This is a genomic window from Streptomyces sp. NRRL S-646 (genome assembly GCF_000720765.1).
Classification (GTDB): Bacteria; Actinomycetota; Actinomycetes; order Streptomycetales; family Streptomycetaceae; genus Streptomyces.
The window spans coordinates 15,235-41,322 of sequence record NZ_JODC01000019.1; the positions used below are offsets into that span (position 1 = coordinate 15,235).

Genomic DNA, 26,088 nt, shown 5'->3' on the forward strand with positions numbered 1-26,088 from the left:
GGTCGCAAGGGTGCGGCAGCTCGTCGTGGTCATGCGATCAGTAAAGCAGACGTATCGGAGCAACCAAGAACCGCTGTCCAGATGACGGACAGCGGTGGACACACTCGTCCTGGCGGCGCGGTGGGTGGAGCGGCGGCCCGGGCCGGGCGCAGCAGGTCTTTTGGGCCGTATTAAGGTCGCTCCATGCTTGATGCCCTGACGCTGGTGACCGGTGTCGCCGCGCTGCTGCTCGCCGCCTGGTGCGGGTGGGCGGCCTATCGTGACCAGCCGACGAAGGACTGGCACTTCATCGGCATGGCCGTGGTGTCGCTGCTGGCCGTGGTGCAGCTGGTGATCGGGATCGTGCAGCTGGCGCGGGGCGAGAAGCCGGAGCAGGGCACGGCGATCTTCGTGGCGTATCTGCTGGGTGCGTTCGCGTGTGTGCCGGCGGCGGGGTTCATGTCCCTGGCGGAGCGCACCCGTTGGGGTTCGGTGACGGTGGCCGCCGGCGGTATCGTGCTGGCCGTTCTCGAAGTGCGGCTCTACGACATCTGGGGAGGCTGAGGTGACCTCGGTGCAGGAGAAGCCCACGAGGACGCGGCTGATCAGCGGGCCGGGGATGCTGCTGGTCTGGTTCTACGGTGTGATGGTCGTCGGGGCCGTGTCGCGGTCCGTCTACCAGATCGCGACCGAGTTCGACCGCGCGCCGCTCGCCTACTCGCTGTCAGCCGTAGCGGGAGTCGTCTACGGCTTCATCACGTACTCGCTGGTCCGCGGCGGTGAAAGGGCCCGCAAGGCGGCACAGGTGTGCTGCGCCGCCGAGCTCGCGGGTGTACTGGTCGTCGGTACCTGGACCCTGGTCGAGCCGTCCGCCTTCCCGGACGCGACGGTCTGGTCGGACTACGGCATGGGGTACGTCTTCATCCCCGTACTGCTGCCGCTGTCCGCGCTGTACTGGCTCCGCAGGAACCGCACCGTCACGCAGTAGCCACGTACGCCTCGGCCGGCTTCTCCAGCACGATCATGGGTACGCCGTCGTTGCCCTGCGAGGTGCCCACGGCCTGGTAGCCCACCCGGCGGTACAGCCGCAGGTTGCCCTCGCTGCGGTGGCCGGTGTGGAGGCGGAACACCTTCGCGCCGCGCTCCTCCGCCAGCGCCGACTCGGCCGCGCGCAGCAGCCGCGCGCCGATGCCGTGGCCCTGCAGGCGGGGGTGGACGCAGAGCTTGCCGATGGCGGCGGAGCCGTCCTCGGTGACGCGGCCGCGGACCGAGCCGACGACCTCCTCGCCGAGCCGCGCCACATAGACGCAGTCGGCGGCCACCTCCTGGCGGACCGAGTCCAGGCTCTGGACGAGCGGGTCGATGCGGTAGTTGCCGTACAGCGCCGCCTCGCTCTGGAAGCACAGGTACTGGAGCTTGAAGATCTGCTCTGCATCCTGCTCGGTCGCCACCGAGATGGTCACGCTCATGCCCATGTGCGCACGCCTCCCGCTCACCTGATCGCCACGTTGTCCCTCACTCCTATCCCCGCGGTTCGCGGGCCGCAACCTCCGGCGAGAGCAAACGACGCAGACATCCCAGGCATCTGGAACGTTCCGGGCCGAGACTGCCCTGTGAGATACCCAACTCCCCCGCGATTTCCCGGTATGTCAGGTCCTTCGGGGACAGCAGGGCCTCCATCAGGCTGGGGCAGCGGCCGGGCAGGCGGCGGACGGCGTCCCGCAGGGCCCGGCGCCGGGCGGCCGCGAGGGCCAGCTGTTCGGGATCGCGGTCGATGTCGTCGGCCGGCTCGATGCCGTACGGCCGTTCGTGTCGGGTCGTACGGCGGGTGCGGCGCACCTCTGAGCGGACGGCGCTGCGCAGCCAGCGCTCGGGGTCGGGCGGCGGGCCGTCCACCTCGAGGTGTTCCAGGAGGCGGAGCCAGACCGCCTGTTCCAGGTCGCCCGGCTCGGCTCCGGAGGCATGTGCCTCGGCGGAGGCCTCGGCGGTGAGCAGCGGGCGCAGGGCGGCAACCAGGTCATGCGTCATATGCGGTTCGACGCGGCCGCCCGGGGCCGAGTTGCCCGGACGGCCGACGGTTCACCCCAACCGGGGCCAGGGGCTCATCCGTTGACGAAGTCCTCGCGGGCCAGCACGCCGGTGTCCGCGTTGTCCGTGAAGACGCCGTCGATGCCGGTGGCGAAGTACGTCTTGAAGGCGCCGAAGGGGTCGCCGTACGCGTCCGCGGCCGTGCCCTTGCGGTATTCCGCCGGCAGGAACGGGTTCTCGTTGCGCATGGTGTACGGGTGCAGGATCAGGCCGACCTTGTGCGCGTCGGAGACGAGGGTGGTCTCCTTGTCGAGGCTGCCGTCCGCCTTCTTGGTGATGATCAGGTCGAGGGTCGGGCCGAGGCCCTGCGCGAAACCGGCCATCTCCCTGAGGCCCTTCGGGGTGATCAGGTCGGCGACGGTGCGCGGGTCGCCCGCCTCGACGAAGTCCCAGGGGCGGCTGCTCGCGCCGGACAGGAGCACCACCAGCGGGTTGTCGACCAGCTTGTTCAGGCGCTGGATGCTGCTCGGCTCGAAGGACTGCAGGATGACCGGCGAGTTCCGCCTGTCCTTGCCGTACTTGTGCAGCAGCTTGGCGACCCGCTCCTCCAGGCCGAGGCCGAGCTTGCGGAAGTAGGTGGGGTGCTTGGTCTCGGGGTAGATCCAGACCTGCTTGCCACGCTTGCGGGTCTGCTCGTCCTGCCACTTCAGGACCTCTTCGAAGGTGGGGATCTCCCAGCGGCCGTTGTAGATCGTGTTGTGCGGGCGGTTGGCCGGAATCCGCTCGATCGCGCGCAGCGTCTTCAGCTCCGCAAGGGTGAAGTCCTCGGTGAACCAGCCGGTGGTGGAGACGCCGTCGAGCACCTTGGTGGTCTTGCGGTCGGCGAACTCGGGGTGGTCGGCGACGTTCGTCGTCCCGCCGATCTCCGGCTCGTGGCGGCAGACGAGATGGCCGTCCTTGGTGGGGACCAGGTCGCCGGCCTCGACGATGTCGGCGCCCAGGTCGAGGGCCAGGTTGTACGAGCCGAAGGTGTGCTCGGGCCGGTAGCCGCTGGCTCCGCGGTGGCCGATGATCGTCGGCTTGGGCAGGCTCTTCAGCCCGCCGTGCGCGTACCCGGCGCCCGCCGCTCTCGCCGTGCCGGACAGGCCGAGCACGGCTCCACCCGCACCGAGTACCGCCGCGCCGAGGAGGGCCCGTCGTCCGGTACTGCCTGTCTGCTCGTTCTCCTGCGTTCCCATGAGCGCCTCCCCTGACGTCGGCTCGATCTGTTCTCTCAGCGCGCCGATCGTAGGGGCGTGGACATGACGCGAGGGAGGCATGGGCCGGAACATGCGGGTGACTCGGGATGTCGTATGAGGTCCTCCGGGGAACGACGTCCGACGAGCGGTGAACGGGCCCGCGCGGCTCGCCCGTTCGGCGGCGAGTCGTCCGTCACATCGTTCCGGGCTGTTACCGGCGGACAACGCCGCGTCACCGCAGGTAAACCCACGTCAACAGTGCGTAAGACCTCCGTGAACCCGATGTGCAAGACCCCGGTGACCGCGAGTATCGTCCTCACCTGCACATACTCATACCGAATCCCTTGACACCGGAGGGCCCGTTGTCCCGCTTCGCGCTCATCAAGGCAGTGCTCGGACCGATCATGCGCCTGATGTTCCGCCCACAGGTGGAGGGCGCGGAGCACATCCCGGGCGACGGTCCGGTCATCCTGGCCGGCAACCACCTCACCTTCATCGACTCGATGATCCTTCCGCTGGTCTGCGACCGCCAGGTGTTCTTCATCGGCAAGGACGAGTACGTCACCGGCAAGAGCCTCAAGGGCCGGCTGATGGCCTGGTTCTTCACCGGCGTCGGCATGATCCCGGTGGACCGCGACGGCGGCCGGGGCGGTGTCGCTGCGCTGATGACCGGGCGGCGGGTGCTGGAGGAGGGCAAGGTCTTCGGGATCTATCCCGAGGGCACGCGGTCGCCCGACGGACGGCTGTACCGGGGGCGTACCGGCATCGCGCGGCTGACGCTGATGACGGGGGCGCCGGTGGTTCCCTTCGCGATGATCGGCACGGACAAGTTGCAGCCGGGCGGGGCGGGGATGCCCCGCCCGGGGCGGGTCACTGTTCGGTTCGGTGAGGCGATGGAGTTTTCCCGTTACGACGGGATGGACCGGGATCGGTATGTGCTGCGGGCGGTCACCGACTCCGTGATGGCTGAGGTCATGCGCCTGTCCGGGCAGGAATATGTGGACATGTATGCGACCAAGGCCAAGGCTGCTTAAGGGTTCGTTGTCGGGTGCGGCTTTGTGGGGGCTGGTCGCGCCCACGCGGCGGTAGCCGCAAATCGATTCAGCCCCGCGCCCCTTCAGCGGCGGTGTCCAGCCGTTGGCCTCGCAGCATGAACCATGCCGCAATCGCCGTAGCGACAAGTACGGCTGCGCCTGCGCCCGCTGCGATCGCGAGGCCGTCGACGAAGGCCGCTCGGGCCGAGGTCAGCAGCGCCTGTGCGGTGTCCGTTGGCATTCCCGCCGCCGCCTCCACCGCTCCGCCCAGTGACTCGTGTGCCCCTGACGGAGTTCCCGTCGGAGCTGCAAAGCCTCGATAGACGCCGGTGACGATCGAGCCCAGGACCGCGATGCCGAGGGCCGCGCCGAGTTCGTAGGCCGTTTCCGAGACCGCTGAGGCCGCGCCTGCCTGTTCCTTCGGTACGGAGGAGAGGATGACGTCGGCCGTCACCGTGAAGGAGAAGCCGGCGCCGACTCCTACGACCAGGAGCGCGGCACCGAGCAGCGGGTAACCGGTCGACTGATCCAGGGTCGTCAGGGCGGCGAGTGCCAGCCCCACCGCCGCCAGGCCGCCCGCGACCACCGCCCGTACCGAGAAGCGGCGCGCCGCGCGGCCCGCGATCAGGCCCGCCGCCACCGCGCCCACCGCCGCGGGCAGTTCGGCCAGGCCCGCCTCGAACGGGCGCCTGCCCTGGACGAGTTGCAGGTACTGGGAGAGGAAGAAGACCAGGCCGGACAGGCCGAGGATGGTCAGCAGGTCGGCCAGGACCGCGGCGCTGAAGCCGCGGTTGCGGAACAGGCGCATGTCCAGCAGCGGGGTGGGGAGCGTGAGCTGGCGGCGGATGAACCAGTACAGCGCAGCCGCGCCCAGTGCGCCCGCGGCGAGCGTGGGCCACTCGAAGCCGTGGGTTGCGGCCTCCTTGACCGCGTAGACGACGCCGATCACACCGACCAGGGACAGGACGACGCTGGTCAGGTCCCACGGGCCCGGGTTCGGGTTGCGGGACTCCGGCAGCGTGCGGATGCCGACCAGCACCAGGACCACCATCACGGGGAGGTTGATCAGGAAGACCGACCCCCACCAGAAGTGTTCGAGCAGGAAGCCGCCCGCGATCGGGCCGACGGCCGTGCCCGCGGAGGCGGTGGCGCCCCAGATGCCCACGGCGAGGCTGCGTTCGCGCGGATCGTGGAAGAGGTTGCGGATCAGGGCGAGGGTGGCCGGCATGAGGGTGGCGCCCGCGACGCCGAGCAGGGCGCGGGCCAGGATCATCAACTCGGGTGTCGTCGCGTAGGCGTTGAGGACCGATATCGCGCCGAACGCCGTGGCGCCGCCGAGCAGGATCCGCTTGCGGCCGATGCGGTCGCCGAGGCTGCCCATCGACACCAGCAGGCCCGCGATGACGAAGGAGTAGACGTCTCCGATCCACAGGAGCTGGGTGCCGGAGGGCTTGAGGTCCTCGCTGATGTAGGGGGTCGCGAGACCAAGGACGGTCGCGTCGACGGCCACCAGCAGCACGGCGAGCACCAGGACGGAGAGCGCGAGCCAGCGGCCCGGGCGCTTCACCGCCTCGGTCGTGGTCGCCGGCTGCAGGGTGCTGGTCATGATTCCTCTCTCCGTAGCGCGCCGCCGAGCAGGAGCTCGGCGACCATGTGGGTGAAGTCCTTGGGGGCGACGCGGCCGTCGTGCATGGCCCAGGCGCACGAGGCGATCAGGCCGTAGAGCGCCTCCGTGAGCCAGACAGGGGTGAGATCGATACGGAACTCGCCCGCTTGCTGACCCCGCACGAACAGCGCGCCGATGCGGGTGTCCAGCCGCTGCCAGCCCGCGTCCTGGCCGGCTTCCCAGAGCTGGCTCTCGCCGTACAGGAAGGCGAGCAGCCCGGCGGCGGGCTGAATCTCGCTCACCAGCCTGCGCACGGCCTCGCTCGCGGTTCCCTCGTCCAGCAGGGCGGCGTCCAGCGCCGCCTCGCACTCCGCGATGCCGAGCGCTTCGAGCGCCCTTACCAGCGCGTCACGGCCCGCGAAGTGGCGGTGCAGCGTGGCGCGGCTGATCCCGGCGGCCTTGGCGACCTCGTCCATGGTCGCGGTGGATTTGCGGGTCAGCAGGGCTGCGGCGGTGCGCAGTACGTGGTCACGGTCGACGGCCATGAGACGAGCGTAGAGCATGTGAGACGTTCATGTCTCATTCTGGGCGTGTGCGTCTCACGGTGGCGAGGGTTGCTGCCGGATTTCAGTGCCAGGGCAGCTGCCCGCGCCGCTCCCAGTACGCCTGCGGGTTCTCCACCAGTTCGGCCAGGCGGGCCAGCTGGTCCTCGTCCAGGTCCACGACCGCCGCGTGCAGGTTGGAGGCGAGCTGGGTGGCGGTCGCCGCGCCGGAGAGCACGACCCCGACCCAGGGCCGGCGCAGGATCACGGCGAGGGCCACCGCGTCGCAGCCCAGAGACGTTTCTGCGGCTACGGCCTTCAGGGCGTCCGGCGCATACGGGTCCGCGAGGCGGCCGTTGGCCATGCCCTCTTTGACGATCACCGTGAGCCCGGCGTCGTGCGCCTCGGCGAGGGCGGGGGCGGCCGAGGTCTCCAGCACGTTGTACGTCGACTGGACGGTACGGAAGAGGGGCTCGCCGTCGACCGTCACGGCAAGGGCGGCGCGGATGGCCTCGGCCTGCGCCGGGCCGCTGGTGGAGAAGCCGATGGTGGTGCCCTCGGCGGCCGCCTCCGCAAGCTTCGCGTGGAGTTCCTTGTCGGTGAGGGCAGGGCTGTCCGGGGTCACCGAGTGGATCTGGTAGAGGTCGAGGCGGTCGCCGAGCAGTTCTGCGCTCTCGGCGCGCTGGCGCTCGTAGGTCCCCAGGCGGTGGTCCTTGACCTCGTGCGTCTCGGCGTCCGCCGACCAGCCGGCGGTGTAGGTGTAGCCCCACTTGCTGCCCACGACGATGTCGTCGAAGGAAGGGCGGGCGTTCAGCCAGTCGGCGAGGAACTCCTCGGAGCGGCCGTAGGAGCGGGCCACGTCGAAGTAGCGGACGCCCTGGGCGTAGGCGGCGTCGAGGAGTTCGTGGGTGCGCAGGCGCAGGGCGTCGACGGTGCGCTCGGCCGGGAGGTCGTCCTCCCGGCCGAGATTGATGTAGCCCGGACGGCCGACGGCGGCGAGACCCAGTCCGATGTGCGCGGTGGGCGTGGTCGCGTGGGCCAGGCGGCTGAAGGGCATGGTGACTCCCTGCACGATCGGTGGAGGAGATCCCGCATCAGGAGGGGGATCTCGCACCAATCTACCCAGCCGCGTGCGGTTCAGCCCGCCCTCGTCAGACGCAGCGCGGCACGAAGGCGGGGTCGGCCGGCCCCTTGCGCTCCAGGGCGTTGAGGACCCACTGCTCGACCAGCGGCGACTTGGGGGCCTGGTCGTGCTCGGTGGTGTCGAGGGGGCAGCGGTCCTGGAGGAGGACGTCGGTCACGTACGAGTCCGGGCCCTTGAGGAAGGCGCTGGTGTACGGCATCACGACCTCGTCGTACTTGGTGGCGATCACCGTGTAGTCGGGGCCCACCGGGGTCTCGGGGTCGGAGTTGAGCTTCTGCAGGAAGTCCGAGCCGGCGGTCTGGTCGACGCAGGAGTCGCAGACGGTGGCGCCGGCCGCGAGAGCAAGGGGGTTGGTGGTGCCGTGGTTGGACGGCACGATGCCGACGAGGTCGTCGACCTTGGTCGCGCCGCCGAGGAACTTGACGTAGTAGCGGGGCATCATGCCGCCCTGGCTGTGCCCGACGATGTCCACCTTCTTGGCGCCGGTCGCGCCGAGCACGGCGTTCACGAAGTCCCGCAGCTCGGCCGCCGAGTCCGGGATCGGGGCGGTCTCCAGGCCTCCGTACTCGAAGGAGAAGACGCAGTAACCGGCGTTCGCCAGCGCGGGCGAGAGGGTCAGCCAGTTCTCGTACGAGGTCTTGAAGGTGCCGTTCACCAGGACCACCGGCTGCGGATGGGCCGAGTCCGGCTTGCAGGACCAGTCGTTGGAGCCGGGCGGCGGAGTGTCGGCGGCGTCCGCGGGAGCGGTGAGCCCGAAGGCGCACAGGGCCGCTGTGGCGGTGACGGCGAGAAGGCGGGCTGTTCGTCTGGTACCTCGGGCGCGCATGACGTCCCTTTCATGCTCGGCAGCGATCGACCGGTGTTCGGCATTGTCGACCGGGTAACCGGAATGGTTACCTCCGAGTAGAGCGGCGTCAAGGTTTCGGCCAGTGGCCGAATCTCATCTGTTACCAACCGGCCCAGGCAGCACGAAGGGCCCGGACGCGATGTCCGGGCCCTGCTGTGTGCTGCGGTGCGGCCGTCAGGCCTGCTTGGCCGTGGCCCATGCGTGCTGTGCCGCGACGTCCGTCTTGACCTCGGCGAGCTGGACGGCGACCGCGCTGGGCGCCGTACCGCCGCGGCCGTTGCGGGAGGCCAGGGCGCCCGGCACGTTCAGGACCGTCCGCACCTCGGGGGTCAGATGGGCGGAGATCTTGGCGAACTGCTCGTCCGTCAGGTCGTCCAGCTCCTTGCCCTCGGCCTCGGCCGCCTTCACGCACTCGCCGGCCACCTCGTGCGCCACACGGAACGGGACGCCCTTCTTGACCAGCCACTCGGCGATGTCGGTGGCGAGGGAGAAGCCGGCCGGGGCCAGTTCCTCCATGCGCTCACGGTGGATGGTGAGGGTGGCCATCATGCCGGTGAAGGCGGGGAGCAGGAGCTCGAGCTGGTCGCAGGAGTCGAAGACCGGCTCCTTGTCCTCCTGTAGGTCGCGGTTGTACGCGAGCGGCAGGGCCTTGAGGGTCGCCATCAGGCCGGTCAGGTTGCCGATCAGGCGGCCGGACTTGCCGCGCGCCAGCTCGGCGATGTCCGGGTTCTTCTTCTGCGGCATGATCGACGAGCCCGTGGAGAAGGCGTCGTGCAGGGTCACGAAGGAGAACTCCTTCGTGTTCCAGAGGATGATCTCCTCGGCGATCCGGGAGAGGTTCACTCCGATCATCGCGGTGATGAAGACGAACTCGGCGACGTAGTCGCGGGAGGCCGTGCCGTCGATGGAGTTCGCGGAGCTGCCGTGCTCGAAGCCCAGGTCCTTCGCCACCGCCTCCGGGTCGAGACCGAGGGAGGAGCCCGCCAGGGCGCCGGAACCGTACGGCGACACGGCCGTGCGCTCGTCCCACTGCCGCAGACGCTCCGCGTCCCGGGTCAGGGACTGGACGTGGGCCAGGACATGGTGGGCGAAGAGGACCGGCTGGGCGTGCTGGAGGTGGGTGCGGCCGGGCATCGCCACGTCCGGGTGGGCCTCCGCCAGGCCGACCAGCGCGTCCTGCAGGTCGGCGAGCAGGCCGCCGATGATGCGGGCGTGGTCCCGCAGGTACATCCGGAAGAGGGTGGTCACCTGGTCGTTGCGGGAGCGGCCCGCACGGAGCTTGCCGCCGAGGTCGGGGCCGAGGCGCTCCAGGAGGCCCCGCTCCAGTGCGGTGTGGCAGTCCTCGTCGGCGATGGTGCCCACGAAGGAGCCGTCGGCCACGTCCGCCTCGAGCTGGTCGAGTCCGGCGATCATGCGGGTCAGCTCGTCGTCCGTGAGCAGGCCCGCCTTGTGCAGCACGCGCGCGTGGGCTCGCGAACCGGCGATGTCGTAGGGCGCCAGCCGCCAGTCGAAGTGGACGGAGGCGGACAGCTTCGCCAGGGCCTCGGCGGGACCGTCGGCGAAACGGGCGCCCCAGAGCCGTACGTCACCGCTGTTGCTGCTCACTTGCGTCGCTCCTAGGGGGGGTGGGTCGGTATTGCGCACAGTCTCGCTCACGCGAGGTCCCGCTCGGCCGCGATCTTCGACGACAGGCTGTAGATGTCGATGAAGCCCTTGGCCGCGGCCTGGTCGAAGGTGTCGCCCGTGTCGTACGTGGCCAGGTTGAAGTCGTAGAGCGACGACTCGGAGCGCCGTCCGGTGACCACCGCGCGGCCGCCGTGCAGGGTCATCCGGATGTCGCCGTTCACGTGCTGGTTGGCCTCGTCGATGAAGCCGTCCAGCGCCCGCTTGAGCGGGGAGAACCACTGGCCGTCGTAGACGAGTTCGCCCCAGCGCTGCTCCACCTGCCGCTTGTAGCGGGCGAGTTCGCGCTCGACGGTGACGTTCTCCAGCTCCTGGTGGGCCGTGATCAGGGCGATCGCGCCCGGAGCCTCGTACACCTCGCGGGACTTGATGCCGACGAGGCGGTCCTCGACCATGTCGATCCGGCCGATGCCCTGGGCACCGGCGCGCTCGTTGAGCTGCTGGATCGCCTGCAGGACGGTGACGGGCCTGCCGTCGATGGCGACGGGGACGCCCCGCTCGAAGGTGATGATCACCTCGTCGGCGTCGCGCGGGGTCGCCGGGTTCGACGTGTACTCGTAGATGTCCTCGATCGGCGCGTTCCAGATGTCCTCCAGAAAGCCCGTCTCGACCGCGCGTCCGAAGACGTTCTGGTCGATGGAGTACGGGGACTTCTTGGTGGTCGCGATCGGGAGGTTCTTCTGCTCGCAGAACGCGATCGCCTTGTCGCGGGTCATCGCGTAGTCGCGGACCGGGGCGATGCACTTGAGGCCGGGGGCGAGGGCGACGATGCCGGCCTCGAAGCGGACCTGGTCGTTGCCCTTGCCGGTGCAGCCGTGGGCGACCGTGGTGGCGCCGTACTTCCGGGCGGCGGCGACGAGGTGCTTGACGATCGTGGGCCGGGAGAGCGCGGAGACCAGCGGATAGCGGTCCATGTAGAGGGCGTTGGCCTTGATCGCCGGGAGGCAGTACTCCTCGGCGAACTCGTCCTTGGCGTCGGCCACCTCGGCCTCCACGGCGCCGCAGGCGAGGGCGCGCTTGCGGATGACGTCCAGGTCCTCGCCGCCCTGGCCGACGTCGACCGCGACCGCGATGACCTCGGCGCCCGTCTCCTCGGCGATCCAGCCGATGGCGACGGAGGTGTCCAGACCGCCTGAGTAGGCGAGTACGACGCGCTCGGTCACGGGGTTCTCCTCACACCGCATTCACTGATATGCATGAGTATGCAGTGCTCTGCATGATTCGTCAATCAGACCCGGGCGGCAGGCGGGGCGTGGAGAAGTTCTGAAGGGAGCTTGAACAAACGAAACCGCTTACCCGTACTTCACCCCGAACGCCGGCGCCGCGTTTGTAAACCCACTCCTGACCCAAGTGAGGCATCCGCATGTCCAGGGCTCTTCCGAAGTACAACAAGCGTCGCGTCGCGATCATCGGCGGCGCTGCCGCGGTGGCGCTGTCCGGAGCGGTGATCGCCGGTTCCGCCCTCGCCGGGACGCCGTCCAAGAGCAGCGGGAACAACGCCCGGACCCTGGCCGCGTCCCCCGGCACCATCACCTGCCAGGACGTCGCCTCCAAGCTCCCGGCGATCCCCGCCTCCGCACAGGCCGAGGTCACCCGGAACCTCACGCTGCTGCAGACACAGATCCAGGAGGCCAACAAGCGGCTGGTCGACACGGTCGGCCAGGGCGGCCCGAACTTCGTGAACAACGCCATCCTGGGGCCCCTCAAGGACAAGCGGGTGGCCACGATCAACCGCATCGCCACCGCCATCGGGCGTACGGCGGCCAAGCCGACCGGCCTGGACTCGCTGGCGCCGTGCACCCTGAACGCCGGCGGCGCGAACACCGGTGCCAACAAGGGCGCCAACAACGGAAACGCCGGCAAGGGCAAGGCCGGCTCCGGGGCCGCCGCGAACAACGCGAACTCGGGCGCCTCCACCGCGGCCGGCGGTCAGGCGGCCGGCACCGCCGCCTCCGCAGCCGGCACCATCACCTGCCCGGACGTCGCCTCCAAGCTCCCGGCGATCCCCGCCTCCGCACAGGCCGAGGTCACCCGGAACCTCACCCTGCTGCAGACACAGATCCAGGAGGCCAACAACCGGCTGCAGAGCACGGTCGGCCAGGGCGGCCCGAACTTCGTGCAGAACGCGATCCTCGGCCCGCTGGCCGACAAGCGGAAGTCGACCATCGACCGCATCGCGATCTCCATCGGCCGCACCTCCGCCAAGCCCACCGGCCTGGACTCCCTGGCCGCCTGCACTCTCACCAAGTAAGGCGCGTGACAGGCGCTGTGGCCGCCCCGATCGAGCGCCGGCCGGGGCGGCCACGGACGGTGGCAGGCGATCGAAGGCCGGCCGAAGGAGCTGGACAGGCGGGGCCGGCAGATGGAGGTCGGCAAGTGGAGCTCGACAAGTGGAGCTCGACAAGTGGAGCTCGCAATTCCTTAGACAGGCGAAAGGTTTGCGGCCATAATCGTCAGGCGTGGGAAAGACTTATGAACGTATAGACGGCAGGCTGCGCACGTTCATCGAGGCGCAGCCCCTCTTCTTCACCGCGACCGCGCCCCTCTCCGGCGACGGCACGGTCAACCTCTCCCCCAAGGGCCTCAAGGGTTCCTTCGTGGTGATCGACGAACTCACCGTGGCCTACCTGGACTTCGCCGGATCCAACGCGGAGACGATCGCCCATCTGCGGGAGAACGGGCGTATCACGCTGATGTGGTGTGCCTTCCAGGGCCCGCCGACCATCGTGCGGGTGCACGGGCGCGGGGAGCCCGTCTTCCGCGACGACCCGCGCTTCAAGGAGCTGCTCACCCATTTCCCGGACATCGACCCGACCCTGCACGGCCTGCGGGCCGTCATCGTCGTGACGGCCGAACTCGTCCGCGACTCCTGCGGTTACGCCGTGCCCTTCATGACCTACGACGAGGACCGCGACCTGCACGGCAAGCGCTTCGCGCGGGAGGACGACTCCTCGCTCAGTGAGTACTTCACCAAGAAGGAGCACATCGCGACGAGCCTGGATGGCCTACCCGGGCTGCCGTTGCCGCTGCCCCCGTCTACGGTCTGAGCCATGCGATCAGCTCTTGCCGCCGGCGCTCTGGTGTCCGCCTCGCTCCTGGTCCTCGGTGCCGTGCCGGCCGCGTCGGCCTCCGGTACGCCTCTTCCCGCCCGGATGGCCGACACGGGCGGCGGTTCGCAGCTGATCACCGCCGTGGCCCCGAAGACGGGCTCGACGACCGGCACGGTCATCTGGTGGGACCTGGTCCACGGCCATTGGGTGGAGGCCGGTTCGGCGTCCGCGCGGTTCGGGGCGAAGGGGCTCGTGGAGGGGGTGTCGCGGAAGCAGAACACGAACACGACTCCGACCGGGCTGTACGACCTGCCGTACGCCTTCGGCATCAAGGCCGCGCCGGGCGGGACGCTCTACAAGTACCGTCCCGTGCACCGGAGTTCGTGGTGGTGCGAGGACACCGCCTCCCGCTCCTACAACCGTTGGACCGAGCCGCGGCCCTCCGACTGCCGGGCGTCGGAGTCGGAACACCTGGCGTCCTACGGGACGCAGTACGCGTATGCGCTCGTCATCGGGTTCAACTACCACGAGAGAGTGCGCGGTCGCGGGGCCGGAATCTTCCTGCATGTCAACGGGCGTGGGGCAACGGCCGGTTGTGTGTCCGTCCCTCGTGACGCGATGCGGAAGATCCTCACGTGGGTGCACCCGTGGACCGAGCCGCACATCGCGATCGGGACGACGAGCGGGAGTACGGCGATCACGCGGTACTGAGCCATACGGTGAACGTGGTCGACCCCGGCCTGCTCTCCAGCTCCACGCTCCCCCCGTGCGCCTCCGCGACCGCCGCCACGATGGACAGGCCCAGGCCCGCGCCCCCGCCGGGGGCGTCCTTGCGGCGGCGGTGTTCGGCCCGGGTGAAGCGTTCGAAGACGCCCGGCCGGATGTCTTCGGGGACGCCCGGGCCGTCGTCGTGGACCTTGAGGACGGCCGAGGGGCCGTCGGTCTCCAGCGACACCGTCACCTTGGTGCCGACCGGTGTGTGCAGACGCGCGTTGGCCAGCAGGTTGGCCAGTACCTGGTGCAGGCGGTGCTCGTCGCCGGTGACCGTGACCGGTTCCTCGGGGAGCTCCAGGGTCCAGCGGTGGCCGGGGCCGGCGGCGCGGGCGTCGGTGACGGCGTCGAGGACCAGGCGGGTCAGGTCGACGGGGAGGCGTTCGAGGGGGCGGCCCGCGTCCAGGCGGGCCAGCAGCAGGAGGTCGTCCACCATCGCGCCCATGCGGCCCGACTCGGCGGCGATGCGTTCGAGGGCGCGGGTGACCTCCGGCGGCACCGGGCCGGGGTGGAGGAGGGCCAGTTCCGCGTGGCCGCGGACCGAGGCGACCGGGGTGCGCAGTTCGTGGCTGGCGTCGGCCGCGAAGCTGCGCAGCCGCTCCTCGCTGGCATGTCGTTTGGTCAGGGCGTCCTCGACATGGCCGAGCATGCGGTTGAAGGCGCCCGCGACCCGGCCCACCTCGCTGCGCGGGTCGGACTCGGGGGCGCGCGGCGGCAGGGCCACCTCGCCGCTGGCGAGCGGGAGTTCGCTGACCCGGGTGGCGGTCGCGGCGACCCGGCTCAGCGGCCTGAGCGACCAGCGCACCCAGAGGGCGCCCGCGACGCCGGTGAGGGTGAGGGCGGCGCCGAAGACGATCCCGGCGACCAGTTCGAGGCGGTGGACGGTGGCCTCCACGGGCTCCAGGGGCAGCCCGGTGATCAGGACGTCGCCGTCGAGGCCCTTGGACGCGGTCACCCGGTAGCCGTCCAGGGTGGAGAGCCGGACGCTGTGGCCCCTGCCGTCGACCGGGACCGCGGCGAGCTGCCCGGTGTCCCTGGCCGTCAGCGTGACGTCGACGACTCCGCCGGTCCGGATGACCGCGGCGTTGGTGGCCGAGCCGTCGACCAGGCGGGCGCCGAAGGTGCCGGCGGCCTGTCTGCGGTCGTCGCCGTGTTCGTCGCCGTCGTGATCGTCGGGGAGCTTGCCCCCGTGTTCCAGGCTGGCGGCGAACCGGGGCCCGACCTGGCCGAGCTGCTCGTCGAGGCGGCTGGTAAGGAAGCCGTTCAGCTCGATCACGGCGGCAAGCCCGACCGCCGCGCAGCTGACGGCCAGCAGCACCACCAGGCCGACGGTGAGCCTGGCCCGGAGCGTCCGTGGCCGGGGCAGCCGCCGCCACTGCACCCTCATGACGCCACCGGCTTGAGCACGTACCCGGCCCCCCGCACGGTGTGGATCATCGGCTCGCGGCCCGCGTCCACCTTCTTGCGCAGGTAGGAGATGTACAGCTCGACGACGTGGGCGCGGCCGCCGAAGTCGTAGGACCAGACCCGGTCGAGGATCTGTGCCTTGCTGAGCACGCGGCGCGGGTTGCGCATCAGGAAGCGGAGCAGCTCGAACTCGGTCGGGGACAGCTCGATCAGCTCGCCGGCCCGGGTGACCTCGCGGGAGTCCTCGTCCATGACCAGGTCGCCGACGGTCAGCCGCGGGCCCTCGTCCAGCTGCCGGGCCATGCCGGCGCGACGCAGCAGCCCGCGGACCCGGGCGACGACCTCCTCCAGGCTGAAGGGTTTGGTGACGTAGTCGTCGCCGCCCGCCGTGATGCCCGCGATGCGGTCCTCCACCGCGTCCCGTGCGGTGAGGAAGAGGACGCACACGTCGGGCTTCACGGTGTGCAGGGAGCGCAGCACGGCGAAGCCGTCGGTGTCGGGCAGCATCACGTCCAGCACGACGGCGTCCGGCATCAGCTCCCGCGCCTCGGCCAGCGCGGAGGCGCCGTCGCCGGCCGAGCGGACCTGCCAGCCCTCGTAGCGCAGGGCACCCGAGAGCACCTCGGCCAGGTCGGGGTCGTCGTCGACGACCAGGACGCGCAGCGGAGTGCCGTCGGGGCGGGTGAGGGCGGGGCGGCCGGAGCGGGTGGTGTTCATCGCCCTACCAGGATCACCCCTCGCCGGGTCGGCAGGCCGTCCGCGATGCTCTGAGTTTCCTCTGAGTGGGCTCAGAGGGTGCTGGTTGAGAGCGTGCTGAGAGGTTGCGGCGGCACAGTTGCGTCCGGATACAGGCGAAAGGACGCACACATGACCACCGTGTACGAGCGGCGGACGGCACCGGCCGTGGCGCCGGCCGCGCGGCGCTCCCCCGCGGGCCCCGTGCTCGCCCTGCTGTGGGCAGGGGCGGCGGCCGTGGTCGCCCTGTGGTGGACGGACACCGGGTCGGTGGTCGGCACGGCCGGCTGGCTGACCGGGGCCGGGCGGATCGCCGGGCTGCTGTGCGGGTACGCCTGCGCGGTCCTGGTCGGGCTGATGGCGCGGGTGCCGCTGCTGGAGCGGCGGATCGGTTCGGACCGGGTGGCCCGCTGGCATGCGATGGCCGGCCGCTACACGGTGTGCCTGCTGGTCGCGCACCTCGTGCTGATCCTCCTCGGGTACGCCGCCCAGGACCGCGCATCGGTGTGGCACGAGACGCTCACCGTGGTCCTGGACTACCCGGACATGCTCAAGGCCACCTTCGGCACGGTCATCCTGTTCGCGGTCGGCATCACCTCGGCGCGCGCCGCGCGCCGTCGGCTCAGCCACGAGTTCTGGTACTACGTCCACCTGCTCACGTACGTGGCCGTGTTCCTGGCCTTCTTCCACCAGCTGACGCTGGGCAACGAGTTGAGCGGCCACACCGCGGCCACGGCGGCCTGGTACGTGCTGTACCTCGGTGTCGCGGCCCTGGTCCTGTGGTTCCGGGTCCTGGTCCCGCTGCGGCTCAACCTGCGGCACCGGCTGCGGGTGGAGTCGGTGCACAAGGAGGCGCCGGGCGTGTACTCCGTCGTCGTACGGGGTGAGCGGCTGGACGAACTGGGCGCGCTGGCCGGGCAGTTCTTCCGCTGGCGGTTCCTCGGCGAGGGCATGGGGTGGACGTCGACGCCGTACTCGCTGTCGGCGACGCCCCGCCAGGATCTGATGCGGATCACGGTCAAGGCGCTGGGCGACCACAGCGCGGCCGTCGCGCTGCTGCGGCCGGGCACCCGGGTGTGGGCGGAGGGCCCGTACGGGTCGCTGACCCAGGACCGGCAGACCGCGCAGAAGTCCCTGCTGATCGCGGGCGGCGTCGGCATCACACCGCTGCGGGCGCTGTTCGAGACGCTGCCCGGCGACGTCACCCTTCTCTACCGGGCGCGCACCGCCGAAGACCTGGCCCTGGGCGGGGAGTTGGAGGCCATCGCCCGCTGGCGCGGAGCCAAGGTGCTGTATGCGCTCAACGGGCCGGACGGGCGGCGCCCCAGCCTCACCGCCCAGTCCCTGCGCGCGTCCTTCCCCGACCTCGCGGGCCACGACGTCTACATCTGCGGCCCGCACGGCTTCGCCCGCGAGCTGTACGAGGCGCTGCGCACCGCGGGTGTGCCGGACCGCCGTATCCACCACGAGTCGTTCGAGCTGTGAGGCGGTAGAAGTGCACGCGTTGAAGAAGAACCGCCCGCTGCGCCGGATCGTGCTGGCGAGTGCCGCCACCGTCTCCGGGATGGTGCTGCTGCTCTCCCTGAAGCCGCACTCGACACCGGACGTGGGCCTGGCCGTGCCCGCGCCGTCCAGCAGCTCCAGTTCGGGCACGTCCGGCGGCTCCGGAGGATCGACCACCACCGTCACCAAGACGGTCACCGGGGACACGATCCAGACCCGCTGGGGCCCGGTCCAGGTGAAGATCACCGTCAAGAGCGGCAAGCTCACCGAGGTGACCGCCGTGCAGTATCCGACGGACAACCCCCGGGACCAGGAGATCAACAGCTTCGCCCTCCCCCGGCTGCGCAGCGAGGCGCTGCAGGCCCAGAGCGCGGACATCGACACCGTCTCCGGGGCCACGTACACAAGTGACGGTTACCGCCAGTCACTCCAGTCCGCACTGGACTCGGCACGCGGCTGAACACACCGGCGTCGCGGCACGTATTCCTGGGCCAAGGGACCACGACAGCCCCCTTGCCCCCGCGACGGAGGAACAGTGACCACCACGCTCGCAGGCGGCCGCGCCGCCCGCCGCCAGACGATGCGCCGCATCCGCCCGCGCCGCTCCCCGGCGACCGTCCTGCTGCTCGCCGTATGGGCGGGCGCGGTCGCCGTGCTGTGGCTGTGGTGGCACAACACGCCGTCCATCGCCGACCAGAACGGCAAGATCCTCAACGCGGGCCGGATCACCGGTCTGCTGGCCGGTTACCTGATGGCTCTCGTGGTGCTGCAGATGGCCCGGGTGCCCGCTCTCGAACGGCGCGTCGGCTCCGACCGGGTGGCGCGCTGGCACGCGATGAGCGGCCGCTACACGCTCTGCCTGGTCTTCGCGCATGTCTTCCTCATCATGTGGGGCTACGCGCTGCAGGCGGGCAAGTCGCTCGGCGACATCGTCCAGCAGACGATCGACTCCATCAACCAGCTGCCGGACATGGGCAAGGCGGCCATCGGCACCGCTCTGTTCGTGCTCATCGGACTGACGTCGATCGGCCCGGTGCGGCGCAGGATCCCGTACGACACCTGGTACCACGTCCATCTGCTGACGTACGGGGCCGTGTTCCTGACGTTCTGGCACCAGATCACCACCGGCAACGACTTCGCCGTCGAGCCGGCCGCGAAGACCTTCTGGTACGCCCTGTACGGGTCGGTCACCGCGCTGGTCGTCTGGTACCGCATCCTCACGCCGATCCGCCTGAACATGCGGCACCGCATGCGCGTCGAGGCGGTCATCGAGGAGACCCCGGGCATCGTGTCTGTGCTGATCGGCGGGCGCAAGCTGCACCGGATGGGCGCCGAGGCGGGGCAGTTCTTCCGGTGGCGGTTCCTCGCGCCGGGCATGCGGTTCTCCTCCCACCCGTACTCGCTGTCGGCGGCGCCCCGCCCCGACATGCTGCGGATCACCGTCAAGGCGATCGGTGACCACAGCGCCCGGCTGCGCGAGCTGACGCCCGGCACCAAGGTGTGGGCCGAGGGTCCGTACGGCGCGATGACCGCCCAGCGGCGCAGCCGCGGCAAGGTGCTGCTGGTCGCGGGCGGCGTCGGCATCACGCCGATGCGGGCGCTGTTCGAGACACTGCCGGGTGCCTCCGGCGACATCACGCTCCTGTACCGGGCCAACACCACGCAGGACCTGGCCCTCTGGGACGAGCTCGCCGCCATCGCCGACGACCGCGGCGCCCGGCTGATGTACGCGGTCAACAGCCCGGACGGGGAGCGCCCGGACATCTCGGCGGAGCGGCTGCGGCAGAAGCTGCCGGACATCGAACAGCACGACGTCTTCATGTGCGGGCCGGCCGGCTTCGCGCAGGGCGTGTACGAAGCACTGCGCGGCGCGGGAGTGCCCGCCCGCCGCATCCATCACGAGTCGTTCGAGATGTGAGCGACGGGACTTCAGGAGCTCAGGAAAGCGATGAAGAAGAGTCACCCCATCCGGCGTGTCGTGCTGGCCACCGCCGCCACCGTGTCGGGCGTCGTACTGCTGCTGTCGCTGAAACCGGCGTCCGACCCGAACGCCCAGGCGGCCGGTGCGGCCCCGCAGCAGACCTCGGCCGCACAGGAGTCGCCCCAGGGCGGCACCGCGGGAGCCGGTAGCGGCACGGTCGACGGCAACGTGGCCCAGACCCAGTACGGCAACGTCCAGGTCCGGCTGACGGTCAGCAACGGCAAGATCACCAAGGCCGAGGCGATCCAGGCGCCCAAGGGCGGCACCAGCGACCAGAAGACCGCCCTCTCCATACCCAAGCTGACCAAGGAGACGGTCACCGCGCAGAGCGCGCAGATCGACACGGTCTCCGGGGCGACGTACACCAGCAACGGCTACAAGCAGTCGCTGCAGTCGGCCATCGACAAGATGAAGGCGAGCGCGGGCTCTTCGCAGGGCAGCGGCTCCTCGCAGAGCAGCGGCGCGGGCTCCTCGTCCGGCAACTCCCAGGGCTCGGGCTCGGGGAGCACCCAGGCCAAGACCGTCACCGGCAGTGTCGCGCAGACCCAGTACGGGCCGGTCCAGGTCCGGATCACCGTCAGCAACGGCAAGATCACCAAGGCCGACGCGGTGCAGGCACCCAAGGGCGGGCTCAGCGACCAGAAGACGGCGATGGCCATCCCCAAGCTCAACCAGGAGGCGGTGGCGGCCGGCAGCGCGAAGATCGACGCGGTGTCGGGTGCCACGTACACGAGCAGCGGCTATATGCAGTCGCTGCAGTCGGCACTGGACCAGGCCGGTGGCTGAGTCGGTGGCCGAGTCGGCAGAAGCTCCCGCCGCGGTGCGTCATGCGGAGGAGGTCATGGGGACCGTCTTCTCCTTCGACGTCCGCGGCGGGGAGCCCGGTGCGGTGCAGGCGGCGCTGGAGGAGGCGATCGCCGGACTGCACCGGGTGAACGAGGTGTTCAGCACGTACCGCGACAACAGCCAGGTCTCCCGGCTGGCTCGGGGCGAGCTGACCGTGGAGCAGTGCGCGCCCGAGGTCGCCGAGGTGCTCGCACTGGGTGCCGAGGCGGAACGGGTGAGCGACGGCTGGTTCAGCATGCGCTACGAAGGGCGGCTGGATCCGACCGGCATCGTCAAGGGCTGGGCCGCCGAGCGCGCGGCCCGGCTGCTCGCGGCCACCCCCGGCGTGAGCGGGGTGAGCATGAACGGCGGCGGGGACGTCCAGCTGCTCGGCATGCCCGAACCGCACCGGCCCTGGCGGGTCGGGGTGGCGGACCCGCTGCGTCCTGGCGGGCTCGCTGCGGTCGTCTCCGCGGCCGGCGCGGACGAGCTGGCGGTGGCCACCTCCGGCACCGCCGAGCGGGGCGCCCACATCGTCGACCCGCGCACGGGCCGCTCCGCGGTGACCGACCTGGTGGCGGTGACCGTGGTGGCCCCGAAGCTGACCTGGGCGGACTGCTGGGCCACGGCGGCCTTCGCCATGGGCTCGAACCAGGGCCTGCGCTGGCTGGAGTCCCTGCCGGACGTGGAAGCACTGCTGATCACGGCGGGCGACGAGGTGAGATGCACAGGGGGCCTCGCATCTCGGCTCGGGTGAGCACAGCGCCCCTCCAGGGGCGCGGGGCTGTGTCGATTTGCGGCTCCGCCGCGTGGGCGCGACCCCCACGACCCGCAGGCGGCAAACGACCGCAAGCCCCGCTTCAGTGGCCGTTCTGAGCCAACCTCAGCATGTGCTCAGCAAGCGCCTGCCCACCCGCCGGATCCCGGCTGATCAGCATCAGCGTGTCATCACCCGCGATCGTCCCGAGAATGTCGTGCAACTCGGCCTGGTCGATCGCCGAGGCGAGGAACTGTGCCGCCCCCGGAGGCGTACGCAGAACAACGAGATTCGCCGACGCCTCGGCGGAAATCAGCAGCTCCTGCGACAGCCGCCGCATCCGCTCCTCCTTCGCCGACTCGCCCAGCGGCGCCCGGGGGGTCCGGAAACCCCCCTCGCTCGGCACCGCATAGATCAGATCGCCGTCGTTGTTGCGGATCTTCACCGCGTTCAGCTCGTCCAGGTCCCTGGAGAGCGTCGCCTGTGTGACGGTCAGCCCGTCGTCGGCGAGGAGCTTCGCCAACTGACTTTGGGACCGCACCGGTTGCCGGTTGAGGATGTCCACGATCCGGCGGTGGCGTGCGGTGCGGGTCTGCGGCACGGCAGGCCCGGCGTGCTGTGCGTCGTCCTGCGCGTGACTCATCGTCGTCTCATTCTCCGGATCCGTCCCCGTTGGCCTGGTCCAGGATGCCGGGGAGCGCCCGGAGGAACGCGTCCACCTCGTCGTCGCCGAGAGTCAGCGGCGGCATCAGCCGTACGACGTCGGGGGCGGGCGCGTTCACCAGGAATCCGGCCTCCTGAGCCGCCTGGCGCGCCTGGGGCGCGAGCGGCTCGGTGAGCACGATACCCAGGAGGAGGCCCGCGCCCCGGACATGGGCGATCAACGGGTGGCCCAGTGACTCGATTCCGTCCCGCAGCCTCTCGCTCTGCTGCTTGACGTTCTCCAGCAACCCCTCGTTCGCGATCGTGTCCAGGACGGCGAGCCCGGCGGCGCAGGCGACCAGGTTGCCGCCGAAGGTCGTGCCGTGGTGCCCGGGCTGCAGCAGCTCGGCGGCCCGGCCGAAGGCGACGGTCGCGCCGAGCGGCAGTCCGCCGCCGAGACCCTTGGCGAGAGTGACGACGTCCGGCAGGACGCCCTCGTGGGCCTGGTACTCGAACCAGTGGCCGGTACGGCCGATTCCGGTCTGCACCTCGTCCAGGACCAGCAGCGCACCGGTCGCGGCGGTGATCGCACGGGCGGCCTTGAGGTAGCCGGCGGGCGGCACGACGACGCCGATCTCGCCCTGGATCGGCTCCAGGATGACCAGCGCGGTCTCCTCGGTGACCGCGGCCGCGAGCGCCTGCGCGTCGCCGAACGGCACATGCGTGACGTCACCCGGCAGCGGCAGGAACGGCTCCCGCTTGCCCTGCTGGCCGGTCATCGCGAGCGCACCCATGGTGCGGCCGTGGAAGGCACCCTCGGTGGCGACGACGTGGGTACGCCCGGTCAGCCGGCCGATCTTGAAGGCGGCCTCGTTGGCCTCGGCGCCCGAGTTGCAGAAGAACACCCTGCCGTCCCGCCCGAACAGCTGCAGAAGCCGCTCTGCAAGGGTCACGGTGGGCTCGGACATGAAGAAGTTGGAGATGTGGCCGAGGGAGCCGATCTGCTTGCTGACGGCCTCGACGACCGCCGGGTGGGCGTGTCCGAGCGCGTTGACCGCGATGCCGCCGACGAAGTCGACGTACTGCTTGCCGTCGGCGTCCCACACCTTGGCGCCCTCGCCGCGTACCAGGGGCAGCAGCGGGGTGCCGTAGTTGTTCATGAGCGCGCCCTGCCACCGCGCGGTCAGTTCCTGGTTGCTCACGACTCCCCCTGTACGTGCGGATTCTCGTCGGGCACGACCATCGTGCCGATGCCCTCGTCGGTGAAGATCTCCAGCAGGATCGAGTGCTGGACCCGGCCGTCGATGACGCGGGCGGTGGTGACGCCGCCTCGGACGGCGTGCAGACAGCCCTCCATCTTCGGCACCATGCCGGAGCTCAACTCCGGCAGCAGCTTCTCCAGTTGGGAAGCGGTGAGGCGGCTGATCACCTCGTCGCTGTTCGGCCAGTCCTCGTAAAGGCCCTCGACGTCCGTGAGGACCATGAGGGTCTCGGCGCCCAGCGCAGCAGCGAGTGCCGCAGCCGCCGTATCGGCATTGACGTTGTAGACATGTCCGTCGTCCTGGCTACGGGCGATCGACGAGACGACCGGGATGCGGCCGTCGGCGAGGAGTGCCTCGATCGCGCCCGTGTCGATCTCGGTGATCTCGCCCACCCGCCCGATGTCGACCAACTCGCCGTCGATCTCGGGCTGGTGCTTGGTGGCGGTGATGGTGTGCGCGTCCTCGCCGGTGAGGCCGACGGCGAGCGGGCCGTGCTGGTTGAGCAGCCCGACCAGCTCGCGCTGGACCTGCCCGGCGAGCACCATGCGTACGACGTCCATGGCGTCCTCGGTGGTGACGCGCAGTCCGGCCTTGAACTCGCTGACGATGCCGTGCTGGTCGAGGGCGGCGCTGATCTGCGGGCCGCCGCCGTGCACGACGACCGGCTTCAGGCCGGCGTGGTGCAGGAAGACGACGTCCTGCGCGAAGGCGGCCTTCAGGTCCTCGTCGATCATGGCGTTGCCGCCGAACTTGATGACGACGGTCTTGCCGTTGTGCTTGACCAGCCAGGGCAGCGCCTCGATGAGGATCTGGGCCTTGGGGAGCGCGGTGTGTTTGCGAGTAGTGCTCATGAGGAGTACGCGCTGTTCTCGTGGACGTAGTCGGCGGTGAGGTCGTTGGTCCAGATCGTGGCGGTCTCGGACCCGGCGGCGAGGTCGGCGACGATGTGCACCTCGCGGTAGCGCATGTCGACCTTCTCGCGGTCCTCGCCGACGCCGCCGTTCTTGCAGACCCAGACGCCGTTGATGGCGACGTTCAACTGGTCCGGTTCGAAAGCGGCCTTCGTCGTGCCGATCGCGGAGAGGACGCGGCCCCAGTTGGGGTCCTCGCCGTGGATCGCGCACTTGAGGAGGTTGTTGCGGGCGATGGAGCGGCCCACCTCGACGGCGTCGTCCTCGCTCGCCGCGTTGATCACCTCGACCCTGATGTCCTTGCCGGCGCCCTCGGCGTCCCGGATGAGCTGCTGGCCGAGGTCGTCGCAGACCTGTCGTACGGCCTCCGCGAACTCCTCGTATTCCGGGGTGATGTCGGACGAGCCCGAGGCGAGAAGCAGAACCGTGTCATTGGTCGACATACAGCCGTCGGAGTCCACCCGGTCGAAGGTCGTGCGCGTCGCCGCCCGCAGCGCCCTGTCCAGTACGTCGCTGTCGAGGGCGGCGTCGGTGGTGAGGACGACCAGCATGGTGGCGAGGCCGGGGGCGAGCATGCCCGCACCCTTCGCCATGCCGCCCACGGTCCAGCCGTCCTTGGTGACGACGGACGTCTTGTGGACGGTGTCGGTGGTCTTGATGGCGATGGCGGCCTTCTCGCCGCCGTGCTCACTCAGGGCCTCGGCTGCCGTCTCGACTCCCGGGAGGAGCTTGTGCATCGGGAGCAGGACGCCGATGAGGCCGGTGGAGCACACGGCGACCTCGATGGCGCCCCGGCCGAGGACCTCGGCCACCTTCTCGGCGGTGGCGTGCGTGTCCTGGAAGCCCTTCGGGCCCGTACAGGCGTTGGCTCCACCGGAGTTGAGGACGACGGCGGACACCTGGCCGGTCTTGAGGACCTGCTCTGACCACAGCACGGGCGCGGCCTTCACACGGTTGGAGGTGAAGACACCGGCGGCGGCGCGGCGCGGACCGTTGTTGACCACGAGGGCCAGGTCCGGGTTGCCGTTCTCCTTGATTCCGGCGGCGATGCCCGCAGCCTGGAATCCCTTGGCTGCCGTGACGCTCACGGTGCGACTCCGATCGTGGAAAGCCCCGTGGACTCGTCGAGTCCGAGGGCGAGGTTCATGCTCTGGACGGCACCGCCCGCGGTGCCCTTGGTCAGGTTGTCGATGGCGCTGATCGCGATGATGCGGCCCGCCGCCTCGTCGTATGCGACCTGCACCTGAACAGCGTTGGAACCGTAGACGGACGCCGTCGCGGGCCACTGCCCCTCGGGCAGCAGGTGGACGAAGGGTTCGTCGGCGAAGGCCTTCTCGTACGCGGCGCGCACGGATTCGGCGGTCACGCCCGGCCTGGCCTTCGCACTGCAGGTGGCCAGGATGCCGCGGGGCATCGGCGCGAGGGTCGGCGTGAAGGAGACGGAGACCCGCTCCCCGGCCGCCGCACTGAAGTTCTGGATCATCTCGGGGGTGTGCCGGTGGCCGCCGCCGACGCCGTACGGCGACATGGAGCCCATGACCTCGCTGCCCAGCAGGTGCGGCCTGGGCGCCTTGCCCGCGCCGGAGGTGCCGGAGGCGGCGACGATCACGGCCTCGTTCTCGGCGAGTCCGGCGGCGTAGGCCGGGAACAGGGCCAGGGTGGCGGCCGTCGGGTAGCAGCCGGGTACCGCGATGCGCTTGGACCCCTCCAACGCGGCGCGGCCACCCGGCAGTTCGGGGAGGCCGTAGGGCCAGGTCCCGGCGTGCGCGGAGCCGTAGAACTTCTCCCAGTCGGCCGCGTCCTTGAGCCGGAAGTCGGCGCCCATGTCCACGACGAGCACATCCGGGCCGAGCTGCTCGGCGACGGCGGCGGACTGGCCGTGGGGCAGGGCGAGGAACACCACGTCGTGCCCGGCGAGGACCTCGGGGGTGGTCTCCTGGAGTATCCGGTCGGCCAGCGGCAGCAGATGCGGCTGCAGCGCGCCGAGTCGCTGGCCCGCGTTGGAGTTGCCGGTCAGGGCCCCGATCTCGATCTCGGGGTGCGCCAGGAGCAGACGCAGGAGCTCTCCGCCCGCGTACCCGCTCGCTCCGGCCACTGCCGCACGTACCGCCATGTCATCCTCCTCCTGGATGGCATGACTATA

General features: G+C 70.4%; 27 protein-coding genes. 11 read left to right on the plus strand and 16 right to left on the minus strand.

The features are described from left to right. Window positions 1-183 precede the first annotated feature (183 nt). Window positions 184-543, plus strand: coding sequence for a hypothetical protein (locus IH68_RS0139545; protein WP_030945696.1), 360 nt, complete (start codon window positions 184-186; stop codon window positions 541-543). Window position 544: 1 nt separating this feature from the next. Further along, the gene (locus IH68_RS0139550) at window positions 545-967 is read left to right on the plus strand and encodes a hypothetical protein (protein ID WP_030945700.1); all 423 of its coding nucleotides are present in this window, start codon (window positions 545-547) and stop codon (window positions 965-967) included. Here IH68_RS0139550 and IH68_RS0139555 read toward each other — a convergent pair. The 3 genes from IH68_RS0139555 to IH68_RS0139565 all read right to left on the minus strand — a co-directional run bounded on the left by IH68_RS0139555 (window position 957) and on the right by IH68_RS0139565 (window position 3,245). Further along, window positions 957-1,454, minus strand: coding sequence for a GNAT family N-acetyltransferase (locus IH68_RS0139555; protein ID WP_030945703.1), 498 nt, complete (start codon window positions 1,452-1,454; stop codon window positions 957-959). The genes IH68_RS0139550 and IH68_RS0139555 overlap by 11 nt on opposite strands. A gap of 46 nt (window positions 1,455-1,500) precedes the next feature. Continuing rightward, a complete protein-coding gene (locus tag IH68_RS0139560) occupies window positions 1,501-2,007 on the minus strand; it encodes a sigma-70 family RNA polymerase sigma factor (protein WP_030945706.1) in 507 nt (168 codons plus the stop codon). Window positions 2,008-2,081: 74 nt separating this feature from the next. Further along, window positions 2,082-3,245 carry a glycerophosphodiester phosphodiesterase gene (locus IH68_RS0139565; RefSeq protein ID WP_030945709.1) on the minus strand — a complete coding sequence of 388 codons (1,164 nt, stop codon included), beginning with the start codon at window positions 3,243-3,245 and terminating at the stop codon, window positions 2,082-2,084. Between the two features lie 362 nt (window positions 3,246-3,607). On the opposite strand from IH68_RS0139565, the gene IH68_RS0139570 reads away from it, so the two are divergent. Next, window positions 3,608-4,279 carry a lysophospholipid acyltransferase family protein gene (locus tag IH68_RS0139570; RefSeq protein ID WP_030945712.1) on the plus strand — a complete coding sequence of 224 codons (672 nt, stop codon included), beginning with the start codon at window positions 3,608-3,610 and terminating at the stop codon, window positions 4,277-4,279. A 67-nt stretch (window positions 4,280-4,346) separates the two neighbouring features. On the opposite strand, the gene IH68_RS0139575 is transcribed toward IH68_RS0139570, so the two are convergent. The 6 genes from IH68_RS0139575 to IH68_RS0139600 all read right to left on the minus strand — a co-directional run bounded on the left by IH68_RS0139575 (window position 4,347) and on the right by IH68_RS0139600 (window position 11,264). Further along, the gene (locus IH68_RS0139575; RefSeq protein WP_030945715.1) at window positions 4,347-5,885 is read right to left on the minus strand and encodes an MFS transporter; all 1,539 of its coding nucleotides are present in this window, start codon (window positions 5,883-5,885) and stop codon (window positions 4,347-4,349) included. Beyond that, window positions 5,882-6,430 carry a TetR/AcrR family transcriptional regulator gene (locus IH68_RS0139580; protein ID WP_030945719.1) on the minus strand — a complete coding sequence of 183 codons (549 nt, stop codon included), beginning with the start codon at window positions 6,428-6,430 and terminating at the stop codon, window positions 5,882-5,884. The genes IH68_RS0139575 and IH68_RS0139580 overlap by 4 nt, the downstream gene beginning before the upstream one ends. Window positions 6,431-6,512: 82 nt before the next feature. Continuing rightward, on the minus strand, window positions 6,513-7,484 hold the full coding sequence (locus tag IH68_RS0139585; RefSeq protein WP_030945720.1) for an aldo/keto reductase: 972 nt from the start codon (window positions 7,482-7,484) through the stop codon (window positions 6,513-6,515). 94 nt (window positions 7,485-7,578) lie between these two features. Then, a complete protein-coding gene (locus IH68_RS0139590) occupies window positions 7,579-8,397 on the minus strand; it encodes an alpha/beta fold hydrolase (RefSeq protein ID WP_030945723.1) in 819 nt (272 codons plus the stop codon). Window positions 8,398-8,592: 195 nt separating this feature from the next. Then, window positions 8,593-10,023, minus strand: coding sequence for an argininosuccinate lyase (gene argH, locus IH68_RS0139595; protein ID WP_030945725.1), 1,431 nt, complete (start codon window positions 10,021-10,023; stop codon window positions 8,593-8,595). 47 nt (window positions 10,024-10,070) lie between these two features. Beyond that, entirely contained in the window at window positions 10,071-11,264 is a 1,194-nt protein-coding gene (locus tag IH68_RS0139600; RefSeq protein ID WP_030945727.1) for an argininosuccinate synthase, read from the minus strand. A 200-nt stretch (window positions 11,265-11,464) separates the two neighbouring features. On the opposite strand from IH68_RS0139600, the gene IH68_RS0139605 reads away from it, so the two are divergent. The 3 genes from IH68_RS0139605 (at window position 11,465) to IH68_RS0139615 (ending at window position 13,862) form a co-directional block, all read left to right on the plus strand. Continuing rightward, complete coding sequence (locus IH68_RS0139605; protein ID WP_030945730.1) at window positions 11,465-12,352, plus strand: hypothetical protein; 888 nt, start codon at window positions 11,465-11,467, stop codon at window positions 12,350-12,352. A gap of 208 nt (window positions 12,353-12,560) precedes the next feature. Further along, complete coding sequence (locus IH68_RS0139610; RefSeq protein ID WP_030945733.1) at window positions 12,561-13,148, plus strand: pyridoxamine 5'-phosphate oxidase family protein; 588 nt, start codon at window positions 12,561-12,563, stop codon at window positions 13,146-13,148. Between the two features lie 3 nt (window positions 13,149-13,151). Next, complete coding sequence (locus IH68_RS0139615; protein ID WP_030945736.1) at window positions 13,152-13,862, plus strand: L,D-transpeptidase family protein; 711 nt, start codon at window positions 13,152-13,154, stop codon at window positions 13,860-13,862. Here the strand turns inward: IH68_RS0139615 and IH68_RS0139620 are convergent. Together IH68_RS0139620 and IH68_RS0139625 are read right to left on the minus strand one after the other, a co-directional pair. Then, the gene (locus IH68_RS0139620) at window positions 13,849-15,309 is read right to left on the minus strand and encodes a sensor histidine kinase (protein WP_030945738.1); all 1,461 of its coding nucleotides are present in this window, start codon (window positions 15,307-15,309) and stop codon (window positions 13,849-13,851) included. The genes IH68_RS0139615 and IH68_RS0139620 overlap by 14 nt on opposite strands. Then, the gene (locus IH68_RS0139625; protein ID WP_030945740.1) at window positions 15,306-16,046 is read right to left on the minus strand and encodes a response regulator transcription factor; all 741 of its coding nucleotides are present in this window, start codon (window positions 16,044-16,046) and stop codon (window positions 15,306-15,308) included. The genes IH68_RS0139620 and IH68_RS0139625 overlap by 4 nt, the downstream gene beginning before the upstream one ends. A gap of 150 nt (window positions 16,047-16,196) precedes the next feature. On the opposite strand from IH68_RS0139625, the gene IH68_RS0139630 reads away from it, so the two are divergent. The 5 genes from IH68_RS0139630 to IH68_RS0139650 all read left to right on the plus strand — a co-directional run bounded on the left by IH68_RS0139630 (window position 16,197) and on the right by IH68_RS0139650 (window position 21,130). Further along, window positions 16,197-17,549 (plus strand): ferric reductase-like transmembrane domain-containing protein, encoded by a 1,353-nt coding sequence (locus IH68_RS0139630; protein ID WP_030945744.1) that lies wholly within the window; start codon window positions 16,197-16,199, stop codon window positions 17,547-17,549. Window positions 17,550-17,559: 10 nt separating this feature from the next. Next, entirely contained in the window at window positions 17,560-18,027 is a 468-nt protein-coding gene (locus IH68_RS0139635; RefSeq protein ID WP_030945746.1) for an FMN-binding protein, read from the plus strand. 75 nt (window positions 18,028-18,102) lie between these two features. Next, window positions 18,103-19,485: a ferric reductase-like transmembrane domain-containing protein gene (locus IH68_RS0139640; RefSeq protein WP_030945748.1), complete on the plus strand. Its 1,383-nt coding sequence runs from the start codon at window positions 18,103-18,105 to the stop codon at window positions 19,483-19,485. 30 nt (window positions 19,486-19,515) lie between these two features. Next, window positions 19,516-20,334, plus strand: coding sequence for an FMN-binding protein (locus IH68_RS0139645; protein ID WP_030945751.1), 819 nt, complete (start codon window positions 19,516-19,518; stop codon window positions 20,332-20,334). 55 nt (window positions 20,335-20,389) lie between these two features. Then, on the plus strand, window positions 20,390-21,130 hold the full coding sequence (locus IH68_RS0139650; protein ID WP_030945755.1) for an FAD:protein FMN transferase: 741 nt from the start codon (window positions 20,390-20,392) through the stop codon (window positions 21,128-21,130). Window positions 21,131-21,233: 103 nt separating this feature from the next. Here IH68_RS0139650 and IH68_RS0139655 read toward each other — a convergent pair whose 3' ends face one another. The 5 genes from IH68_RS0139655 to argC are packed head-to-tail and all read right to left on the minus strand — an operon-like array spanning window position 21,234 to window position 26,058. Further along, window positions 21,234-21,773 carry an arginine repressor gene (locus IH68_RS0139655; protein WP_030945759.1) on the minus strand — a complete coding sequence of 180 codons (540 nt, stop codon included), beginning with the start codon at window positions 21,771-21,773 and terminating at the stop codon, window positions 21,234-21,236. Window positions 21,774-21,780: 7 nt separating this feature from the next. Beyond that, window positions 21,781-22,974, minus strand: a complete 1,194-nt coding sequence (locus IH68_RS0139660; RefSeq protein WP_030945762.1) for an acetylornithine transaminase — start codon at window positions 22,972-22,974, stop codon at window positions 21,781-21,783. Further along, window positions 22,971-23,885, minus strand: coding sequence for an acetylglutamate kinase (argB, locus tag IH68_RS0139665; RefSeq protein ID WP_030945766.1), 915 nt, complete (start codon window positions 23,883-23,885; stop codon window positions 22,971-22,973). The genes IH68_RS0139660 and argB overlap by 4 nt, the downstream gene beginning before the upstream one ends. Further along, entirely contained in the window at window positions 23,882-25,033 is a 1,152-nt protein-coding gene (gene argJ, locus IH68_RS0139670) for a bifunctional glutamate N-acetyltransferase/amino-acid acetyltransferase ArgJ (protein WP_030945769.1), read from the minus strand. Before argJ ends, argB begins: the two co-directional genes overlap by 4 nt. After that, a complete protein-coding gene (gene argC / locus IH68_RS0139675) occupies window positions 25,030-26,058 on the minus strand; it encodes an N-acetyl-gamma-glutamyl-phosphate reductase (protein WP_030945772.1) in 1,029 nt (342 codons plus the stop codon). The genes argJ and argC overlap by 4 nt, the downstream gene beginning before the upstream one ends. Between the last annotated feature and the right edge of the window lie 30 nt (window positions 26,059-26,088).

Coding starts and splice junctions, on each gene's coding strand:
- IH68_RS0139545 (WP_030945696.1), top strand. CDS start 184: ATGCTTGATGCCCTGACGCTGGTGACCGGTGTCGCCGCGCTGCTGCTC.
- IH68_RS0139555 (WP_030945703.1), bottom strand. CDS start 1,454: ATGGGCATGAGCGTGACCATCTCGGTGGCGACCGAGCAGGATGCAGAG.
- IH68_RS0139560 (WP_030945706.1), bottom strand. CDS start 2,007: ATGACGCATGACCTGGTTGCCGCCCTGCGCCCGCTGCTCACCGCCGAG.
- IH68_RS0139565 (WP_030945709.1), bottom strand. CDS start 3,245: ATGGGAACGCAGGAGAACGAGCAGACAGGCAGTACCGGACGACGGGCC.
- IH68_RS0139575 (WP_030945715.1), bottom strand. CDS start 5,885: ATGACCAGCACCCTGCAGCCGGCGACCACGACCGAGGCGGTGAAGCGC.
- IH68_RS0139580 (WP_030945719.1), bottom strand. CDS start 6,430: ATGGCCGTCGACCGTGACCACGTACTGCGCACCGCCGCAGCCCTGCTG.
- IH68_RS0139585 (WP_030945720.1), bottom strand. CDS start 7,484: ATGCCCTTCAGCCGCCTGGCCCACGCGACCACGCCCACCGCGCACATC.
- IH68_RS0139590 (WP_030945723.1), bottom strand. CDS start 8,397: ATGCGCGCCCGAGGTACCAGACGAACAGCCCGCCTTCTCGCCGTCACC.
- IH68_RS0139605 (WP_030945730.1), top strand. CDS start 11,465: ATGTCCAGGGCTCTTCCGAAGTACAACAAGCGTCGCGTCGCGATCATC.
- IH68_RS0139615 (WP_030945736.1), top strand. CDS start 13,152: ATGCGATCAGCTCTTGCCGCCGGCGCTCTGGTGTCCGCCTCGCTCCTG.
- IH68_RS0139620 (WP_030945738.1), bottom strand. CDS start 15,309: ATGAGGGTGCAGTGGCGGCGGCTGCCCCGGCCACGGACGCTCCGGGCC.
- IH68_RS0139625 (WP_030945740.1), bottom strand. CDS start 16,046: ATGAACACCACCCGCTCCGGCCGCCCCGCCCTCACCCGCCCCGACGGC.
- IH68_RS0139630 (WP_030945744.1), top strand. CDS start 16,197: ATGACCACCGTGTACGAGCGGCGGACGGCACCGGCCGTGGCGCCGGCC.
- IH68_RS0139645 (WP_030945751.1), top strand. CDS start 19,516: ATGAAGAAGAGTCACCCCATCCGGCGTGTCGTGCTGGCCACCGCCGCC.
- IH68_RS0139650 (WP_030945755.1), top strand. CDS start 20,390: ATGGGGACCGTCTTCTCCTTCGACGTCCGCGGCGGGGAGCCCGGTGCG.
- IH68_RS0139655 (WP_030945759.1), bottom strand. CDS start 21,773: ATGAGTCACGCGCAGGACGACGCACAGCACGCCGGGCCTGCCGTGCCG.
- argB (WP_030945766.1), bottom strand. CDS start 23,885: ATGAGCACTACTCGCAAACACACCGCGCTCCCCAAGGCCCAGATCCTC.
- argC (WP_030945772.1), bottom strand. CDS start 26,058: ATGGCGGTACGTGCGGCAGTGGCCGGAGCGAGCGGGTACGCGGGCGGA.